The sequence below is a fragment of the Natronomonas moolapensis 8.8.11 genome, assembly GCF_000591055.1.
Taxonomy (GTDB): Archaea; Halobacteriota; Halobacteria; order Halobacteriales; family Haloarculaceae; genus Natronomonas; species Natronomonas moolapensis.
Genome location: NC_020388.1, coordinates 1,335,979 through 1,350,978, shown reverse-complemented (window position 1 = coordinate 1,350,978; position 15,000 = coordinate 1,335,979). Strand labels below are relative to the sequence as shown.

Here is a 15,000-nt window from a genome sequence, read left to right as displayed (position 1 = left end):
CGACTCAGTCGGCGCTCGCCTCCGGGGCGTCGATCAGGTAGTGAGTGCCGACGCTCTCGTCGTTCTCGCCGGCGGCGCGCGCGATTAACAGCGCCGCCGTGACGGCGTGACGGAGTTCGTACAGCGACCGCGAGGTCCGCGTGCGGACGTAGGCGTCGACCTCGCCCTTGAGCCGGCGGAGGACCGACCGGGCGCGCTTGAGGTCCGCCGGGCTGCGTTCGAGCCCGACATCTCCGGCCATCACGCGACGGAGCCGGTGGAACTTCTCGCGGGCGAAGCCCTCCGGTAGCGCCGGGTCCCGGTCCCGCAACTCGGGGGGTTCGACGGTCGTCGGCTCGCGGCCGGCCGCGTCGGCACCGGCACGCAGCCCCCAAACGAGCCCTTCGAGCAGGCTCGTCGAGGCGAGGCGGTTCGCGCCGTGAACGCCGGTACAGGCCGTCTCGCCGACCGCGTAGAGCGCTTCTAGCGAACTCCGCCCACAGTCGTCGACGGTGACCCCACCACAGAGGAAGTGCTCGGCGGGCGCGACCGGGATGCCGTCGGCGTAGTCGACGCCGTTGTCAGCACACAGTGCCGCGAGGTCCGGAAACGACTCGGCGAACGCCAGCGGCGAGACGTCCAGACGGACCTCGCCCGTCGCCTCGCGCTCGGCCGTCACCGCACGGGCGACCACGTCGCGAGGGGCAAGCTCGGCGGCCTCGTGATAGCCCGGCATGAACCGCTCGCCGTCGCCGTTCCGCAGGACAGCACCCTCCCCGCGGACGGCTTCGCTCACGAGGAACTGCCCGCCGTCGCCGCCGGTGTCTTCCTCGCCCGCCGCCGCACCGTGTGCCGCCCCGGTGTACACCGTCGGGTGGAACTGGACGTACTCCATATCCGCGACGTCCGCGCCGGCCAGCGCCGCCATCCCGATGCCGTCGGCGGTCGTGCCGGCCGGGTTGGTGGAACCGGGGTAGAGGTCGCCGACACCGCCCGTCGCGAGCACCGTCGCGCCGGCGAAGGTCGGCACCACCTCCCCACCGCGTTCCAGCATCGCGCCGTACACCCGTCCCTCGTGGCGGATCAACTCCAGCGCCGCGGTGTCTTCGCGGATCTCGACGCTTTCGTGTGCATCGAGGTGATTCAGGAACGGCACGTGGATCGCCTCGCCCGTCGAGGCGTCGACGTGGAGGATCCGGTCGTCGCTGTGGGCGGCCTCGCGGCCGAAATCGAACCCTTCGCGCGTCGACGGTCCCGCCGCGTGCCCGTCTGTCGACGCCGCCGGTTCCTCGCCGGACGCCGTGCGATCGAACCTGACGTCGAGGGTCCCCAACAGCACGTCCTCCACGGCGTCGTTGGCGTTCTCGACTAGGACGTCGACCGCCTCGGGGTCAGCGGTGTCGTCGCTCGCGTCCAGAATGTCCCGTTTGAACCGCTCCGGGTCGTCCCTCGAGACGGCGATGCCGCCCTGGGCCCACCACGAGGAGGCGTCCTCGGGGCGGGTCGCTTTCGAGGCGACCGTCACCTCGGCCCCTTCGCGGGCCGCGGCGAGCGCGGCCGCACAGCCGGCGATGCCCGATCCGACGACGAGTACGTCCGTCGTTCGCGCCGTCATCCCTGGATCTCCAGCATTCGCTCGAGGGCCAGTTCCGCCCGCGCTTTCTCCTCGGGGGCGACTTCGATGACGTTTCGCTCGCGCCCCTCGACCAGTCCCTCGAGGACCCACGTCAGGTAGTTGGGGTCGATCTGCCGCATGGCGTTGCAGTCCATGCAGGCGTCGCCACACAGCGGGAGCACGTTCACCTCCGGATGCCACCGGGCGAGGTGGTTCGCGAGGTGGATCTCCGTCCCGATCGCCCACGTATCGCCGGGATCGGCGTTCTCGACCGTCTCGCGGATCGTGGCCGTCGAGCCGGCCTCGTCGGCGGCCGCGACGACCTCGCGTCGGCACTCGGGGTGGACGATCACGTTCGCGTCGGGGTGGTCGTCTCGGATCTGCTCGACGTGTTCGACCCGGAACCGCTCGTGGACCTGACAGTAGCCGTCCCACAGGAGGATGTCGTTCTCGCGAATTTCGCTCGCGTCCGTCCCCTCGGCGTCCCAGGGGTCCCACTCGACGGTTTCGTCCCCCTGGTCGAGCCGGTGGGCCGTGTTCGTCCCGAGGTGTTTGTCCGGGAGAAACAACACCTTGTCACCGTTCTCGAAGGCGTACTCGAAGGCGCGGTGGGCGTTCGACGACGTACACACCAACCCGCCCTGCTCCGCACAGAACGCCTTGAGGTCCGCGTAGCTGTTCATATACGTGATGGGAACGATCTCGGTGTCGTCGTCGACGACGGCGGTGAGTTCCGCCCAAGCAGCGTCGACCTGTAGCGCCTCGGCCATCCCGGCCATGGGACAGGACGCCTCCATCGACGGCAGGAGTACGGTCTGGTCGTCGTCAGTGATGATGTCGGCCGACTCGGCCATGAACGTCACGCCCGCGAAGATCACGTACTCCGCGTCGGCCTCGGCGGCGCGCTTCGAGAGTCCGTAGGAGTCCCCGATAAAGTCGGCGTGCTCTACGATTTCGCGGCGCTGATAGTTGTGGCCGAGCACGACGACGTCGTCGCCGAGTTCCGCCTTTGCGGCCGCGATGCGGTCGCTGCGCTCTGTTTCCTCCAGCGTCCGGTACGCGGGCGGGAGTTGCTCGAGATGGTCGTATTTGAACAGGCTGAGGTCCGTTTCGAGGTCCGCCGTTTCCATTTCGTTCATTATCGGTCTCCGGATGTATCCAGACACACAGTGCTCTGTATTGATAAATATTTGTCTTCAAAAAGCCTATGAAAGAGCGATCTTGCTTAGAAAATGCGGCATGAAGCTCCGTCTGTGTCGATGAGCGTTCTTGGCAGTTCGGTGTATTATGCCCCACCTGCCGATAAATAACGACAGAACCGCCGCTCTGCGGGACGGAAGCCATTAGTCACAGGCAGCCGACCTCGCCGGTATGGATACCGACGAACTCGTCACCGCCGTCGAGGACGGCGATCTGCGGCTTCACGAACTCGAACAGCACGCCGACGCCGACGTTGCGACGGCGGCCCGCAGGCGGCTCCTCGCCGACGAGACCGGGGCGGATCTCGAAACTACTGGGGCCTACGCCTTCGACGCCGCCGCCGCCGAACCCAACATCGAGAACATGGTGGGGGCGGCGCAGGTGCCGATGGGCGTCGTCGGCCCGGTCGCCGTCGACGGCGCCGCGGTGGCGGGCGAGCCGTATCTCCCGCTCGCGACGACCGAGGGTGCGCTGGTCGCCTCTGTCAACCGCGGCTGTGCGGCGATGCGGGCGGCCGCGGGTGCCACGGCGAGAGTATTAAAAAACGCTATGACCCGCGCGCCGGTGTTCCGGGTCGAGGGCGTCGCCGAGGCGAGCGAAACCGCAGCCTGGGTCAGGGACAACGCCGACCGCCTCGCGGCCACCGCCGAGTCGACGACGGGCCACGGGGAGTTGCGGGATGTGACGCCCTACGTCGTCGGAGACAACGTCTTCCTCCGGTTCGCCTACGACACGAAGGACGCGATGGGCATGAATATGGCCACGATCGCGACCGAGGCCGCGTGCGAAACCGTCGAGTCCGAGACCCCGGCCAACCTCGTCGCCCTGTCGGGCAACCTCTGCAGCGACAAGAAGCCGGCGGCGATAAACAGCGTCGAGGGACGCGGCCGGACCGTCGCGGCCGACGTGGTGCTCCCACGCGAGGTAGTCGAGGGGTACTTCGGGACGACCCCGGAGGCCATCAGCGAGGCCAACACCAGAAAGAACCTCGTCGGATCGGCCAAGGCGGGCTCGCTCGGGTTCAACGCCCACGCGGCCAACACCGTCGCGGCCGCCTTTCTCGCCACCGGCCAGGACATCGCCCAGGTCGTCGAGGGGTCGAACGCGATCACGACCGCCGACGTTCGTGACGGACATCTCTATGCGAGCCTCACGATCGCGTCCCTGGAACTCGGAACCGTCGGCGGCGGGACGAAACTCCCGACACAGCGCGAGGGCCTCGACGTCGTCGGAGTTCGTGGCGGTGGCAATCCGCCCGGCACGAACGCGGACGCGCTCGCCGAGGTCATCACCACGGCGGCGCTGGCCGGGGAGCTCTCGCTGCTCGGCGCGTTGGCCTCGAATCACCTCGCGAGCGCTCACGAGGAACTGGGCCGGTGATCGGCGCGACCCGCCGGGACCAATCAATCGGCCGTCCCCGCGTCGCCGCTGAGGCCCTCCCGGACGAACAACACCGGACAGGGTGCGTCCATCATGAGTTCGTGGACCGTGCTGCCGAACACTGCCTTACCGGTCGGCGACCGCTTCCGACCCGAAACGCACAGCAGATCCGCATCGGTATCGCCGGCGACCCGCAGTATCGTCTCCTTTTCGTCGCCGATCTCACCCACAATGTCGTACTCAAGGCCGGAGTCCCCGAGCGCCGCCGCGACGGCATCGACCCCGGCGAGCCGCGAGGCCAGTTCCCCGGGCGATGGCGGAGCGTCCGGGTCGAACCCGGCTTCTTCGATTCCCGCCCGATAGGCCGTTTCGCTGAAAACGTGGAGCAAGACGACGCTCGCGTCGGTCGGTTCGACGATGTCGACGACGGCGTCGATCAACTCGTCGGTCCGGCTGCCGTCGTTCGGACCGATCGCGGCGAGGAGGGTTTCGATCGCCATACGCCGTCCACGTCTGCCCGAATAAAATACCGCGGGGTTCGCGCCGTCGATGGACGGTGTTTTTAAACTCCGGTGTCGAAGGGGAACTCGATCCGATGGACGACGAACCCGGTGCCGACGAGGAGTCGCTCAGGGACGCCGTCGAACGGTCCCGAAGCGGCGCGCCCGCCGTCGGGGAGGTCGTTCGCGACCGTTTCGGGACCGACGAGGTGTTCCAGCGCATCATCGCCGCCGCCGACGAGGAGATCGACACCGGAACGCGGGAGCTGTTTTTCAGTTCGCTGGCTGCGGGCTTTGCGATCACGCTCACCTTCTTGATCTACTCGTCGATGACCGCCAAAACGGACAACCCGGTACTCGCGGCGATGCTGTACCCGATCGGGTTCATATACATCATCCTTGGCGGCTATCAACTCTACACCGAGAACACGGTTCCGCCCGTCGCGCTCGTCCTGGAGCGGCTGGCGAGTCTCCCCGCGCTGTTTCGGACCTGGGTCGTCGTCGCAGTCGGAAACTTCGCGGGGGGATTGTTCGGGGCGTTGATCCTGGCGCGGACGGGCGTGTTTTCGCCCGAGACGGCCGCTGTTGCCGTCGACATCTCGCGGAAGGGCGTCGAGACGGGCTTTTTTGATCTGTTTTTCAAGGCCGGGTTCGCGGGGTTGATTGTCGCCGGCGTCGTCTGGCTCGACTTCGCCGCCCGCGATACGGTCTCGCGGTTCTTTTTGATCTACACCGCCTTTCTGTTGATCCCGCTTGCGGACCTGTTTCACGTCGTCGTCTCCTTCACCGAACTCATGTATCTCGTCTTCCTCGGCGAGGCAGCCCTCCGTTCGGGTCTCGTCGGCTTCGTCTTCCCCGTCCTCCTCGGTAACACCGTCGGCGGCGTCGTCCTCGTCACCCTCGTCAACTACTTCCAGACCACCGAACGGCGCGTCGAGTCGACCCGCGAGGACGGCGTCGAACGGCAGCTATCGCTCCGGGAACTTGTCGGCGGCAGCAGCGTCGGTCGGACGTACGTCCCGACAGACAAGCCGACGAAGCGGCGACGGGAGAACGAGTGAGTTCGGCCGGCTGTGCCGTCACTCCCCGCCAGCCGGGGAGCGCGCGCCGCAGGCCGTACACCTGAGTATCTCCGCCCCGCGCTCGGTTTCGATTCTGGTGTCCGGGAGACCACACTCCGGACAGCGGACGTACCGCTCGACGTACGCCTCCATCGCCTCCCGAACGCGGCCGGCCCGGAACGCCCCGGTCAGCCTGAGTCGCCCCCGCTCGTCGATGTGGGCGCTCGTCCCGAGTTCGGACTGGAGGTGTTTCATCACGTGCTCGCCCGCTCGGCCGAGGACGTCGAGGGTGGTCTGGAAGTTCTCGTATATTGTCGCCGCCCCCTCCTGGCGCACCTCGGGATCGGGCAGCGAGAGCCGATCCGCCGCCTCCTCGATGTCCGGCGTCGTCTCGAGCGCGCGGTCGAGTCTCTCTTCGTACTCCATATGCTCCGTTCGGCCCTCGGACAAAAAAAGATTCAGCGTGCTTCGGGGTGGAGCCCTCCCACCTCGAGAAGCGACCGAAGCGAGCGAGTCGGTCGGGGAGGGTCCCGACATACCGGAAGCGAACCGTGGGGTGTGAGATTGCGCCCGTCCGTACTGTCGAGCAGTGCTGTGGGACCACAGCTATTCAACCGATAAAACAAATTGTACGCGAAGTTCTCTGGCCCATCACGAACGTATTTGTCGAGAGCGTAGGTCACAAACATCAGAATTCAGCATGTTCGAGGTCGTGGGGGTTGAGCCCGGGGTCGTCGACCGGCGGCGCGCCGAACGAGAGGACGACGCCGCGGTCGTCGCCGACGTTTCGGTGCCCGTGGCCGACCTTCGGCTCCGCGACCCAGAACGTTCCGGGTCCGGCGTCGACGTACTCGGTCTCGCCGGATCGACCCAGCTTCAGCGAGAACGCCCCCTCAAGGACGAAATACAGCTCCTCCTGTTCGCTGTGGGCGTGGTACTGGATCTCCTCGCCGGGGTCAAAGTACCACACCGTCGCGCGCATCTCCGAGAGCCCGAGGTGTTCGCCGACGGGTCTGATGTTGAGGTCCGGTGGAACCGATTCGACTCCGGAGAGATCCGTCACCGGCACGTCGTCGAGATCTACCAGTTCGTACTCCATGTGCCCAGTTCTCACGGGACGCGAGAACAAAAAGACGGGTGTCTCTGGCATCGACGGGCCGTCGGCGAGTCGGTGGAGTGCCTCGATGCCGACACACAACCGAGTTACCCGGTCCGGTCGTAGAGGGTGTATGCCCGACAGTGTACGCGGTGTCGGATTGGATGACGATACCCGGTGTGCACACTACGGAACCGAACAGGACGTCGTCGCCATCCGGTTCGGCTGCTGTGAGGCGTACTACGCCTGTTTCGAGTGCCATCGAGTGCTCGCCGACCACAGCGCAGTGCCGTGGCCGGTCGACCGGCGCGAGGAGCCGGCCGTCCGCTGTGGCGTCTGTGGGACGTCGATGCCCGCGCCGGTGTACGTCTCGACCGCCACCTGTCCTGACTGTGGAGCGGCATTCAATCCGGACTGTGCGACACACTACGGTCGTTATTTCGGGTGGCTCGAAGGGCGGTGAGACCGCGATCGGCGTGTGCCACACTCGATCCTGCGCACGCGAGAGTTTATATATCGATACGTGGCCAAATACGCCACGACGTGACGAGTCGTCGACGGCCGGTCGAGACGGGAGCGCGGCGCGCCGCCGTCGGACGGAACGAATGCGCCGCCTGCACGCCATCCGTGAGGGATACCGTTTTGTCTGCGCCGCTCGACCCGGTAGTATGGACGATTCCGAACTAGCGTGGCGAACGCTCGGCTCAGAAACCGAGTACACGTGCCCGGGCTTCGACGTCGTGCGCGACGACGTTCGGCTCCCCGACGGAACCGAAACCGAGTTTCACTCCGTCTCGGAACCGCCGTCGGTCGTGGTGTTGCCGTTCACCGACGAGGGCGACGTCGTCGTCATCCGCGAGTGGCGCCAGGCGGTCGGCCGGATCAACTACGGGCTCCCAGCCGGCGGCCTCGAGGACGCGGACGGGGACGTCCGAGCCGCTGCCCGACGGGAGCTACGGGAGGAGACCGGTTACAACGCCGGTGCCGTCGAGGAGATCGCGACGTACGAACCGGCCAACGGACTCTTCGACTCGGTCTTCCACTATGTCGTCGCACACGGCTGTGAACCGGCCGCCGAGCAAGACCTCGATCACAACGAGTCGATCGCCGTCGAGACGGCGACGTTCGAGGAACTTCGATCGCGGGCGGCGGTCGGCGAACTCCGCGACGGCCGATCCGCACTGGCTGTCCTGCAGTACGCGATCCGGGCCCAGGAGTGACTCAGCCGTCGACCTCGACCGTCTCGATCTCGACGTCGTCTTTGGGTTCGTCGTTGCGACCGGTGGGCAGTGAGCCGATCTCCTCGACGACGTCCATGCCGTCGATCACTTGGCCAAAGACGGCGTGTTTGCCGTCGAGATGTGGCGTCGCATCTAGCGTAACGAAAAACTGCGACCCGTTGGTGTTCGGTCCGGAGTTGGCCATCGAGAGGATTCCGGGGCCGTCATGGCTGAGGTCGTCGTGGAACTCGTCGTCGAACTGATACCCCGGCCCGCCGCGGCCGGTCCCAGTCGGATCCCCACCTTGAATCATGAAGTCGTCGATGACCCGATGGAAGACGACGCCCTCGTACAGAGAGTCGCCGCGGACTTCGCCCGTTTCGGGGTCTTTCCAAGTGTTGGTTTCGAGGCCCGGATCGGCGTCGGCGGCGGGATCGTGCTCCGCCAGGCCGAGGAAGTTCTCGACGGTTCGCGGTGCCCGTCCTTCGAACAGTTCGACGGTGATATCGCCGTGGGTCGTCCGCAGCGTTACGGTCGGGTTGTCCGGATTGGAGACGGCTCTGTCGTCGCTCATACCCCATGCAGGGGTGGGCGTCGCAAAAGACTGCCGACTCCTCGTCCGGGTGTTGTCAATCCACAGCCGTTTAGTTCTCCGGCGAGAAGACACACTATGGTTCGGGATCCGTCGATCGAAGACGAGACCCCGGACATCGACGCGGTACTCGGGGCGTTGCACGACGAGGACTGTCGCGCCATTCTCACCGAATTAGGCGACCCCCGAACGGCGCGGTCGCTTCTCGACCGGTGTGACATCCCTCGATCGACGCTGTACCGAAAGCTCGAGCGGCTGTCGGAGGCGACCCTCGTCAGCGAGGGAACCCAGATCCGCGAGGACGGCAGCCACGCGACGCGGTACCGACTCAATTTCGAAGCCGTCGTCGTGACACGGACCGGTTCCGCCGGCCTCGAAGTCGAGATCGATCGGCCGGTTCGAAACCCGGACGAACGCCTCGCGGAAATGTGGTCCGAGGTGCAAAAAGAGCTGTAATCATGGTACATTCGACATCCAGTTTCGAAGTCCAACTCGCGATAGCCATCGTCAAGACGTCCATTCTCCTCGTCGGCGGTGTTGTCACCTACCTCGCGTTCAGCGCGTATCGACGGACTGCGGACCGATCGATCGGCCTGCTCGCGATCGGATTCGGTCTCATCGTCGTCGGCGTGTTGCTGGCCGGTCTCACCTTCGAGTTGCTGGGAAGCAACCTCGGGATCGGCATCCTGATCGAGAGCCTCTTTGTCCTCTCCGGACTCTCGATAATCGCATACTCGCTTCGGGCCCGCTAGAACGACCGGAGCGCGTCCAGCCGCGCTGCCGGTTCGTTCGACGCCATGGCATCGCGGGCTGTCTCGAGTCCGGCCTCGATATCGTCGGCGTCACCGCGGGCGTAGATCCGTAGCGCGGCGTTGACCGCGACCGCGTCGGCGAACTGGTCGTTACGCTCGCCGCGCAGAATCTCTTCGGTGATCGTTGCCGACTCGGCCGCGACGTCGTCGACGCCGAGGTCATCGCTCTCGAAGTCCATGCCGTACTCCGGCGTTTCGATATCGAAGTCCGTCACCTCGCCGCCGTGGTCCCAGACGGCCACCTTGGTGGAGCCGGGCCGGACGTCGTCGTACCCCTCCAGCCCCTGGAACATCACGACGCGTTCGACCCCGGAGGTCGCCGAGGCGTCGACAGTGTCGATGATCCGCTTGGCGTACGGGAGGTGATAGAAGCTCCCCAGATGGACGGACGCGCCGGCGGGGTTCGCGAGCGTCTCGACCGTGTTGAGGAACGTGCGGACGCCCATCTGGTCGCGGCGATCGAAGAGCGCCTCCACACCGGGGTTGAACTCCGGTTGGTAGTAGAACCCGAACCCGACCTCGTCGGTCATCTCCGCCGACGCCTCGGGGGCGAGATCGGTTCGAACGCCGAGTTCGTCGAGTACGTGCTTGTAGGCGTCCTGTTTTTGCGTCGGAACGCGGTCCCCGGAGTGGACCACGACCGGAGTCCCAGCCGCGGCCGCGACGAGCCCCGAGGCGACCCCGAGCAGGGCAGTCCGGCCCTTCCCGTCGTAGTTCGCCCCGCAGTCGACGGGGTTGCACTCGGGGTGAGCCGTCTCGACGCCGTCGGCCATCACATCGACGTAGGCGGCGAGTTCCTCCGGCGTGTTTCGCTTCCAGCGGTTCGCGAGGAGGAACGCCCCGAGCGTCGTCCGGTCGGGTTCGCCGTCGAGAATCCGTTCGAACGCTTCGCTCGCTTGCTCGCGCGTCATGTCGTCGGCGGATTTGTGCCCCGAGCCGACGACCTCGGTCATCAGCCGTTTCAGCGGCCACTCCCCGTACCGTTCCGTCGCTTGTGCCATACGGTGCGTTCGGCCTTGTGGAACAAAAACCCGTTCCATCTTCCTATACCGGGAGAATCCACCCGTACTCTGTGGGGAGCACGCTGAGCCGAACGGCGGCGAAGCCGTTCGTGACCGACGAAAACTAAACCCCCTGCCCCGTAGACAGGGTAATGAGTACGCCGGCCACCGACGGCGACGATTGGCGAGCGGCCATCGACGCGACCGACGCGGCGATTATCGACGGCTACCAATCGGGGTTTCCGGTGGCGGAACGACCGTTCCGACGCGTCGCCGAGGCCTTAGAAATCAACGAGACGGAGGCGCTCGAACGTGTCGAACGGCTCCGGGAGGCGGGGATCTTCCGCCGGTTCGGAGCGGTGCTCAACCCGCCGGTCATCGGCTCCTCGACGCTGGCTGCGGTACGAGCGCCGGAGGACCGCTTCGGGGAGATCGCCGAGGTCATCAACGGCCACCGGCAGGTGAACCACAACTACCGCCGCGACCACGAGTGGAACATGTGGTTCGTCGTCACGGCCGGGTCCCTCGAGACGCGCGACCGGATCGTTTCGGAGATCGAAGCCGAAACCGGCTGTTCGGTGCTAGTGCTTCCGATGCTGACGGATTTCTACATCGATCTCGAGTTTCCCGTGGTCAACGGCGACCGCTTCGCCCGGGAGTCGATCGACTCGACGACCGTCGACGCCACGCGGATCTCCGAGACGGCGGCCGCTGATCTCTCGGATCTCGATAGACGGCTCATCCTCGAGATCCAGGAGGGCTTTCCCCTCTCGAAGACCCCCTACCGGGACGTGGCTGCGGCGGTCGATGCGTCCGTCGAGGACGTCCTGAGCGCGATCAAACGGCTCTCCGCGGACGGCTGCATCAAGCGGATCGGCTGCGTCGTCAACCACATCGTCACCGGCTTCGACTCGAACTGCATGGTCGTCTGGGACGTCCCCGACGGCGACCTCGATGCTCTCGGGGAGACGGTCGGGGAACTCCCCTACGTGACGCTGTGTTATCACCGTCCCCGTCGCCCCGAGCAGGGATGGGAGTACAACCTCTTCACTATGATCCACGGCCGCGACCCCGAGGCGGTCGACGGGAAGATCGACGAGTTGGCGACCGAATATCTCCCTTTCGAACACGAGCGGCTCTACTCCACCGAAACGCTCAAACAGACTGGCGCGCGCTACGAGGAGATCGTCAGCGGGCAGTGACCGCCTCCGTCGGCTCGGCGATCACGGCGAGCGTATCCCCGATCCCCGTCGTCGAACAACCCGACTGGCGGCTCCGAGCCCGTCACGATTCGGCCGCTGCGGTGTTCGAGCCGGGCTACAGCACGACGGTCTGGGGCAGCGGGTTCGGGCTGGCGATCGCCCGAGAAACCGTCGAGGCACACGGCCGGGAGCTCCGCGTCACGGACAGCGTCGAGGGCGGCGCTCGAATCGAGATCACCGGTGTCGGCACCAAGTGATCGGCTGTGAGTTCGACCGCGCCCCGTGGGCGTATCGCTATCCACTCTCCGGCCCGGTAAACTCGATGTCGCGCAGCCAGACGACCCAGACCGTCGCGAGCGCGCCGGCGTAACACAGCGCCCAAACGGCGGTCCCGGCGATGTCGTAGCCAGCCCCCGTCAACAAGTAGTCCGTCACGCCGGCGACCGATATCGTCCCCGCGAGCAACACCACGCCGAGGGCCCAACCGGGGAGGCCGGCGTCCGCATCGAGGATCCACATATGCCTCGTAGTCGACCGGGCGTTTCGAGCCTTCCGGTTTCGGCCGGCATCTCCCGTCACTCGTCGCCGTATCGCTTGAGCTCCTCGGCGCGCTCGACGAGGCCGTCGAGGCCAGCGTTGATCTCCTCGATGCGCCCGCCGACGCCGTCGGCCGGGACGGCCCCGTCGGGCGTCGGATCGACGAGCCCGTCGTCTTCGAGCATCCGGAGGGAGTGTCTCGTTTTGTGTTCGTCGATCCCGACGTCCTCGGCGATCCCGGCGATCCCGATCGGGTAGTGCGAAAGCACGGCCTCCAGGACGAGGAGGTCTCGTTCTTCCTTCCCGAGCTGTCTCGCCAGCCGCTCTATCATTCGAACACCGATACCGACCCGACGGTCAAAACGATGTCGGAGTCTCTCGCGGGCGAGGAGCGCCGGTCCGCGGCGTCAGTGGACGCCCTCTCGGGATCGCATACGATTCGCCGGCTTGCGGAGATTCGAGGCGAAAGCCTCGCGCTCTAGGGGGGGCTGGAGCCGACAGTTGATGACGCCGAAGCGGTGTCGTGAGCAAAAAGCATATCTCCGGGCGGAGCGGAGTATATATATCAGGATGAACGAGGTTCAACTCGAGGTCGCGAAGGCGTACCCCAACGACTCCGGACGGGGGATCGCACGCCTCGATCCGGACACCCTGCTCCATCTCAAGCTGTCGCCGGGTGACATAATCGAGATCGAAGGCGCGGACACGACAGCGGCGAAAGTCTGGCGGGCCGACCGGCAGGACTGGAACACCGACACGGTCCGGATCGACGGCTTCACCAGACAGAACGCCGACGTCGGCATCGGCGAGCGCGTCACGATACGGAAGGCCGAGGCGACGAAGGCAGACAAGCTCGTTCTCGCCCCGCCGGAGGAGGCGTCGGTGCAGTTCGGCTCCGACGCCGCGGGGATGGTCAAACGGCAGATACTCAAGCGGCCGGTCGTCGAGCGCGACATCGTCCCTGTCATGTCCTCGACGAACCACCCGTTTATGCGGTCGCCGGGACAGGCCATCCCGCTCATCGCGGTCGAGACTGACCCGGACGGGGTGTGTCTCGTCACCGAGGACACCGAGGTCGAACTCCGCGAGGAACCGATCGCCGGCTTCGAGAAGACCGGCGGCGGCATCACCTACGAGGACATCGGCGGCCTCCAAAACGAGATCCAGCGCGTCCGCGAGATGGTCGAGTTGCCGATGAAACACCCCCAGATATTCAAGAAGCTCGGCATCGAGCCGCCACAGGGGGTATTGTTGCACGGCCCGCCCGGTACGGGCAAGACCCTGCTTGCGAAGGCGGTCGCCAACGAGACCTCCGCCTCGTTCTTCTCCATCGCCGGTCCCGAGATCATCTCGAAGTACTACGGCGAGTCCGAACAGCAACTGCGGGAGATCTTCGAGGACGCGACCGAGGAGTCGCCGTCGATCATCTTCATCGACGAACTCGATTCGATCGCGCCCAAGCGCGAGGACGTGACCGGCGAAGTCGAACGCCGCGTCGTCGCCCAACTACTGACGATGATGGACGGCCTGGAGTCGCGGGGGCAAGTCATCGTCATCGCGGCGACGAACCGCGTGGACGCCGTCGATCCCGCCCTCCGGCGGCCGGGGCGTTTCGACCGGGAGATCGAGATCGGCGTCCCGGACGAGACCGGACGCAAGGAAATCCTCCAGATCCACACCCGCGGGATGCCGCTGGCCGACGACGTCTCCCTGGACACGATGGCCGACGAGACCCACGGCTTCGTCGGCGCCGACATCGAGAGCCTCACCAAGGAGGCCGCGATGAAAGCATTGCGCCGATATCTCCCCGAGATCGACCTCGACGAGGAGGACATCCCGCCGAGCCTCATCGACCGGATGATCATCAAACGGGACGACTTCCGCAACGCGCTGAACGAGGTCGACCCCTCGGCGATGCGGGAGGTACTCGTCGAGTTGCCGAAGGTGTCGTGGGACGACGTCGGCGGCCTCACCGACGAGAAGAACCAGGTCAAAGAGTCCGTCGAGTGGCCCATGAACAGCCCCGAGAAGTTCGACCGAATGGGAATCAACCCGCCCGCAGGGGTGTTGTTGTACGGCCCGCCGGGCACCGGGAAGACGCTCATCGCGAAGGCGGTCGCCAACGAGACCAACGCGAACTTCATCTCGGTTCGTGGCCCACAACTCCTCTCGAAGTGGGTCGGCGAGAGCGAGAAGGCCATCAGACAGACGTTCCGGAAGGCCAGACAGGTCTCGCCGACGGTGATCTTCTTCGACGAACTCGATTCGCTGGCGCCCGGCCGTGGCGGCGAGGTCGGCTCGAACGTCTCCGAGCGGGTCGTCAATCAACTGCTGACCGAACTCGACGGCCTGGAGGACATGGACGACGTGATGGTGATCGGCGCGACGAACCGCCCCGATATGATCGATCCGGCGCTCATCCGGTCGGGTCGGTTCGATCGGCTCGTCATGATCGGCGAACCGGACACGGAGGGCCGAGAGCAGATCCTCCGCATCCACACCGACGATACACCGCTGGCGCCCGACGTGAGCCTCCGCGAAATCGCCGAAATGACCGGTAGCTACGTCGGCTCGGATCTCGAATCGATCGCCCGCGAGGCGGCGATCGAGGCGCTCCGCGAGGACGACGCCGCCGACGACGTGGAGATGCGACACTTCAGACAGGCACTGGAGTCCGTCCGTCCGACGATCACCGAGGACATCCGCAGCTACTACGACGACGTCGAAGACCAGTTCCGCGGGGGCAGCCCGGACGGCCGCCGACAGAGCGGCGGCCGGATCGGCTTCCAGTAGCGACGCCCCTCG

17 protein-coding genes and 1 pseudogene are annotated in these 15,000 nt (G+C 66.0%); 9 read left to right on the top strand and 9 right to left on the bottom strand.

The window, feature by feature from the left end; all coding sequences use genetic code 11:
* Positions 1-4 precede the first annotated feature (4 nt).
* Both NMLP_RS06730 and nadA read right to left on the bottom strand, forming a co-directional pair.
* Positions 5-1,594, bottom strand: a complete 1,590-nt coding sequence (locus NMLP_RS06730; protein WP_015409373.1) for an L-aspartate oxidase — start codon at positions 1,592-1,594, stop codon at positions 5-7.
* The gene (nadA, locus tag NMLP_RS06725) at positions 1,591-2,733 is read right to left on the bottom strand and encodes a quinolinate synthase NadA (protein WP_015409372.1); all 1,143 of its coding nucleotides are present in this window, start codon (positions 2,731-2,733) and stop codon (positions 1,591-1,593) included. Before nadA ends, NMLP_RS06730 begins: the two co-directional genes overlap by 4 nt.
* A gap of 232 nt (positions 2,734-2,965) precedes the next feature.
* Between nadA and hmgA the strand changes: the two genes are divergently transcribed.
* A complete protein-coding gene (gene hmgA / locus NMLP_RS06720; protein WP_015409371.1) occupies positions 2,966-4,174 on the top strand; it encodes a hydroxymethylglutaryl-CoA reductase (NADPH) in 1,209 nt (402 codons plus the stop codon).
* 23 nt (positions 4,175-4,197) lie between these two features.
* Here hmgA and NMLP_RS06715 read toward each other — a convergent pair whose 3' ends face one another.
* Positions 4,198-4,674, bottom strand: a complete 477-nt coding sequence (locus NMLP_RS06715; RefSeq protein ID WP_015409370.1) for a universal stress protein — start codon at positions 4,672-4,674, stop codon at positions 4,198-4,200.
* 95 nt (positions 4,675-4,769) lie between these two features.
* Between NMLP_RS06715 and NMLP_RS06710 the strand changes: the two are divergent.
* A pseudogene (locus tag NMLP_RS06710) lies at positions 4,770-5,696 on the top strand (formate/nitrite transporter family protein); the annotation flags it as partial.
* 57 nt (positions 5,697-5,753) lie between these two features.
* Here the strand turns inward: NMLP_RS06710 and NMLP_RS06705 are convergent.
* A complete protein-coding gene (locus NMLP_RS06705; protein WP_015409368.1) occupies positions 5,754-6,161 on the bottom strand; it encodes a translation initiation factor IF-2 subunit beta in 408 nt (135 codons plus the stop codon).
* A 262-nt stretch (positions 6,162-6,423) separates the two neighbouring features.
* Positions 6,424-6,834 carry a cupin domain-containing protein gene (locus NMLP_RS06700; RefSeq protein WP_015409367.1) on the bottom strand — a complete coding sequence of 137 codons (411 nt, stop codon included), beginning with the start codon at positions 6,832-6,834 and terminating at the stop codon, positions 6,424-6,426.
* Between the two features lie 130 nt (positions 6,835-6,964).
* Between NMLP_RS06700 and NMLP_RS06695 the strand changes: the two genes are divergently transcribed.
* Both NMLP_RS06695 and NMLP_RS06690 read left to right on the top strand, forming a co-directional pair.
* Positions 6,965-7,294, top strand: a complete 330-nt coding sequence (locus tag NMLP_RS06695; RefSeq protein ID WP_015409366.1) for a CHY zinc finger protein — start codon at positions 6,965-6,967, stop codon at positions 7,292-7,294.
* Positions 7,295-7,499: 205 nt separating this feature from the next.
* Positions 7,500-8,051: an NUDIX hydrolase gene (locus tag NMLP_RS06690; protein ID WP_015409365.1), complete on the top strand. Its 552-nt coding sequence runs from the start codon at positions 7,500-7,502 to the stop codon at positions 8,049-8,051.
* 1 nt (position 8,052) lies between these two features.
* Here NMLP_RS06690 and NMLP_RS06685 read toward each other — a convergent pair whose 3' ends face one another.
* On the bottom strand, positions 8,053-8,625 hold the full coding sequence (locus NMLP_RS06685) for a peptidylprolyl isomerase (protein WP_015409364.1): 573 nt from the start codon (positions 8,623-8,625) through the stop codon (positions 8,053-8,055).
* Positions 8,626-8,721: 96 nt separating this feature from the next.
* Here NMLP_RS06685 and NMLP_RS06680 point away from each other — a divergent pair, with 96 nt between their 5' ends.
* The gene (locus NMLP_RS06680) at positions 8,722-9,099 is read left to right on the top strand and encodes a winged helix-turn-helix domain-containing protein (protein ID WP_015409363.1); all 378 of its coding nucleotides are present in this window, start codon (positions 8,722-8,724) and stop codon (positions 9,097-9,099) included.
* A gap of 2 nt (positions 9,100-9,101) precedes the next feature.
* The gene (locus NMLP_RS06675; RefSeq protein ID WP_015409362.1) at positions 9,102-9,395 is read left to right on the top strand and encodes a DUF7521 family protein; all 294 of its coding nucleotides are present in this window, start codon (positions 9,102-9,104) and stop codon (positions 9,393-9,395) included.
* On the opposite strand, the gene NMLP_RS06670 is transcribed toward NMLP_RS06675, so the two are convergent.
* Complete coding sequence (locus NMLP_RS06670) at positions 9,392-10,456, bottom strand: anthranilate phosphoribosyltransferase (protein ID WP_015409361.1); 1,065 nt, start codon at positions 10,454-10,456, stop codon at positions 9,392-9,394. The two genes, NMLP_RS06675 and NMLP_RS06670, sit on opposite strands and share 4 nt — an antisense overlap.
* Positions 10,457-10,608: 152 nt before the next feature.
* Between NMLP_RS06670 and ahbB the strand changes: the two genes are divergently transcribed.
* The gene (ahbB, locus tag NMLP_RS06665; protein WP_015409360.1) at positions 10,609-11,658 is read left to right on the top strand and encodes a siroheme decarboxylase subunit beta; all 1,050 of its coding nucleotides are present in this window, start codon (positions 10,609-10,611) and stop codon (positions 11,656-11,658) included.
* On the top strand, positions 11,655-11,915 hold the full coding sequence (locus NMLP_RS16260; protein WP_049926241.1) for an ATP-binding protein: 261 nt from the start codon (positions 11,655-11,657) through the stop codon (positions 11,913-11,915). The genes ahbB and NMLP_RS16260 overlap by 4 nt, the downstream gene beginning before the upstream one ends.
* A gap of 37 nt (positions 11,916-11,952) precedes the next feature.
* On the opposite strand, the gene NMLP_RS06655 is transcribed toward NMLP_RS16260, so the two are convergent.
* Positions 11,953-12,177 carry a hypothetical protein gene (locus NMLP_RS06655; protein WP_015409359.1) on the bottom strand — a complete coding sequence of 75 codons (225 nt, stop codon included), beginning with the start codon at positions 12,175-12,177 and terminating at the stop codon, positions 11,953-11,955.
* A 56-nt stretch (positions 12,178-12,233) separates the two neighbouring features.
* Positions 12,234-12,527 carry a hypothetical protein gene (locus NMLP_RS06650; protein WP_015409358.1) on the bottom strand — a complete coding sequence of 98 codons (294 nt, stop codon included), beginning with the start codon at positions 12,525-12,527 and terminating at the stop codon, positions 12,234-12,236.
* Between the two features lie 238 nt (positions 12,528-12,765).
* On the opposite strand from NMLP_RS06650, the gene NMLP_RS06645 reads away from it, so the two are divergent.
* Complete coding sequence (locus NMLP_RS06645; protein ID WP_015409357.1) at positions 12,766-14,988, top strand: CDC48 family AAA ATPase; 2,223 nt, start codon at positions 12,766-12,768, stop codon at positions 14,986-14,988.
* Positions 14,989-15,000: the final 12 nt, after the last annotated feature.

Excerpts from the sequence above, each read along its gene's own strand:
- NMLP_RS06695 (WP_015409366.1), top strand. The coding sequence starts at position 6,965 with ATGCCCGACAGTGTACGCGGTGTCGGATTGGATGACGATACCCGGTGT.
- hmgA (WP_015409371.1), top strand. The coding sequence starts at position 2,966 with ATGGATACCGACGAACTCGTCACCGCCGTCGAGGACGGCGATCTGCGG.
- NMLP_RS06730 (WP_015409373.1), bottom strand. The coding sequence starts at position 1,594 with ATGACGGCGCGAACGACGGACGTACTCGTCGTCGGATCGGGCATCGCC.
- NMLP_RS06655 (WP_015409359.1), bottom strand. The coding sequence starts at position 12,177 with ATGTGGATCCTCGATGCGGACGCCGGCCTCCCCGGTTGGGCCCTCGGC.
- ahbB (WP_015409360.1), top strand. The coding sequence starts at position 10,609 with ATGAGTACGCCGGCCACCGACGGCGACGATTGGCGAGCGGCCATCGAC.
- NMLP_RS06675 (WP_015409362.1), top strand. The coding sequence starts at position 9,102 with ATGGTACATTCGACATCCAGTTTCGAAGTCCAACTCGCGATAGCCATC.
- NMLP_RS06715 (WP_015409370.1), bottom strand. The coding sequence starts at position 4,674 with ATGGCGATCGAAACCCTCCTCGCCGCGATCGGTCCGAACGACGGCAGC.
- NMLP_RS06685 (WP_015409364.1), bottom strand. The coding sequence starts at position 8,625 with ATGAGCGACGACAGAGCCGTCTCCAATCCGGACAACCCGACCGTAACG.
- NMLP_RS06670 (WP_015409361.1), bottom strand. The coding sequence starts at position 10,456 with ATGGCACAAGCGACGGAACGGTACGGGGAGTGGCCGCTGAAACGGCTG.
- NMLP_RS06645 (WP_015409357.1), top strand. The coding sequence starts at position 12,766 with ATGAACGAGGTTCAACTCGAGGTCGCGAAGGCGTACCCCAACGACTCC.
- NMLP_RS06700 (WP_015409367.1), bottom strand. The coding sequence starts at position 6,834 with ATGGAGTACGAACTGGTAGATCTCGACGACGTGCCGGTGACGGATCTC.
- NMLP_RS06690 (WP_015409365.1), top strand. The coding sequence starts at position 7,500 with ATGGACGATTCCGAACTAGCGTGGCGAACGCTCGGCTCAGAAACCGAG.
- NMLP_RS06650 (WP_015409358.1), bottom strand. The coding sequence starts at position 12,527 with ATGATAGAGCGGCTGGCGAGACAGCTCGGGAAGGAAGAACGAGACCTC.
- NMLP_RS06680 (WP_015409363.1), top strand. The coding sequence starts at position 8,722 with ATGGTTCGGGATCCGTCGATCGAAGACGAGACCCCGGACATCGACGCG.
- nadA (WP_015409372.1), bottom strand. The coding sequence starts at position 2,733 with ATGAACGAAATGGAAACGGCGGACCTCGAAACGGACCTCAGCCTGTTC.
- NMLP_RS06705 (WP_015409368.1), bottom strand. The coding sequence starts at position 6,161 with ATGGAGTACGAAGAGAGACTCGACCGCGCGCTCGAGACGACGCCGGAC.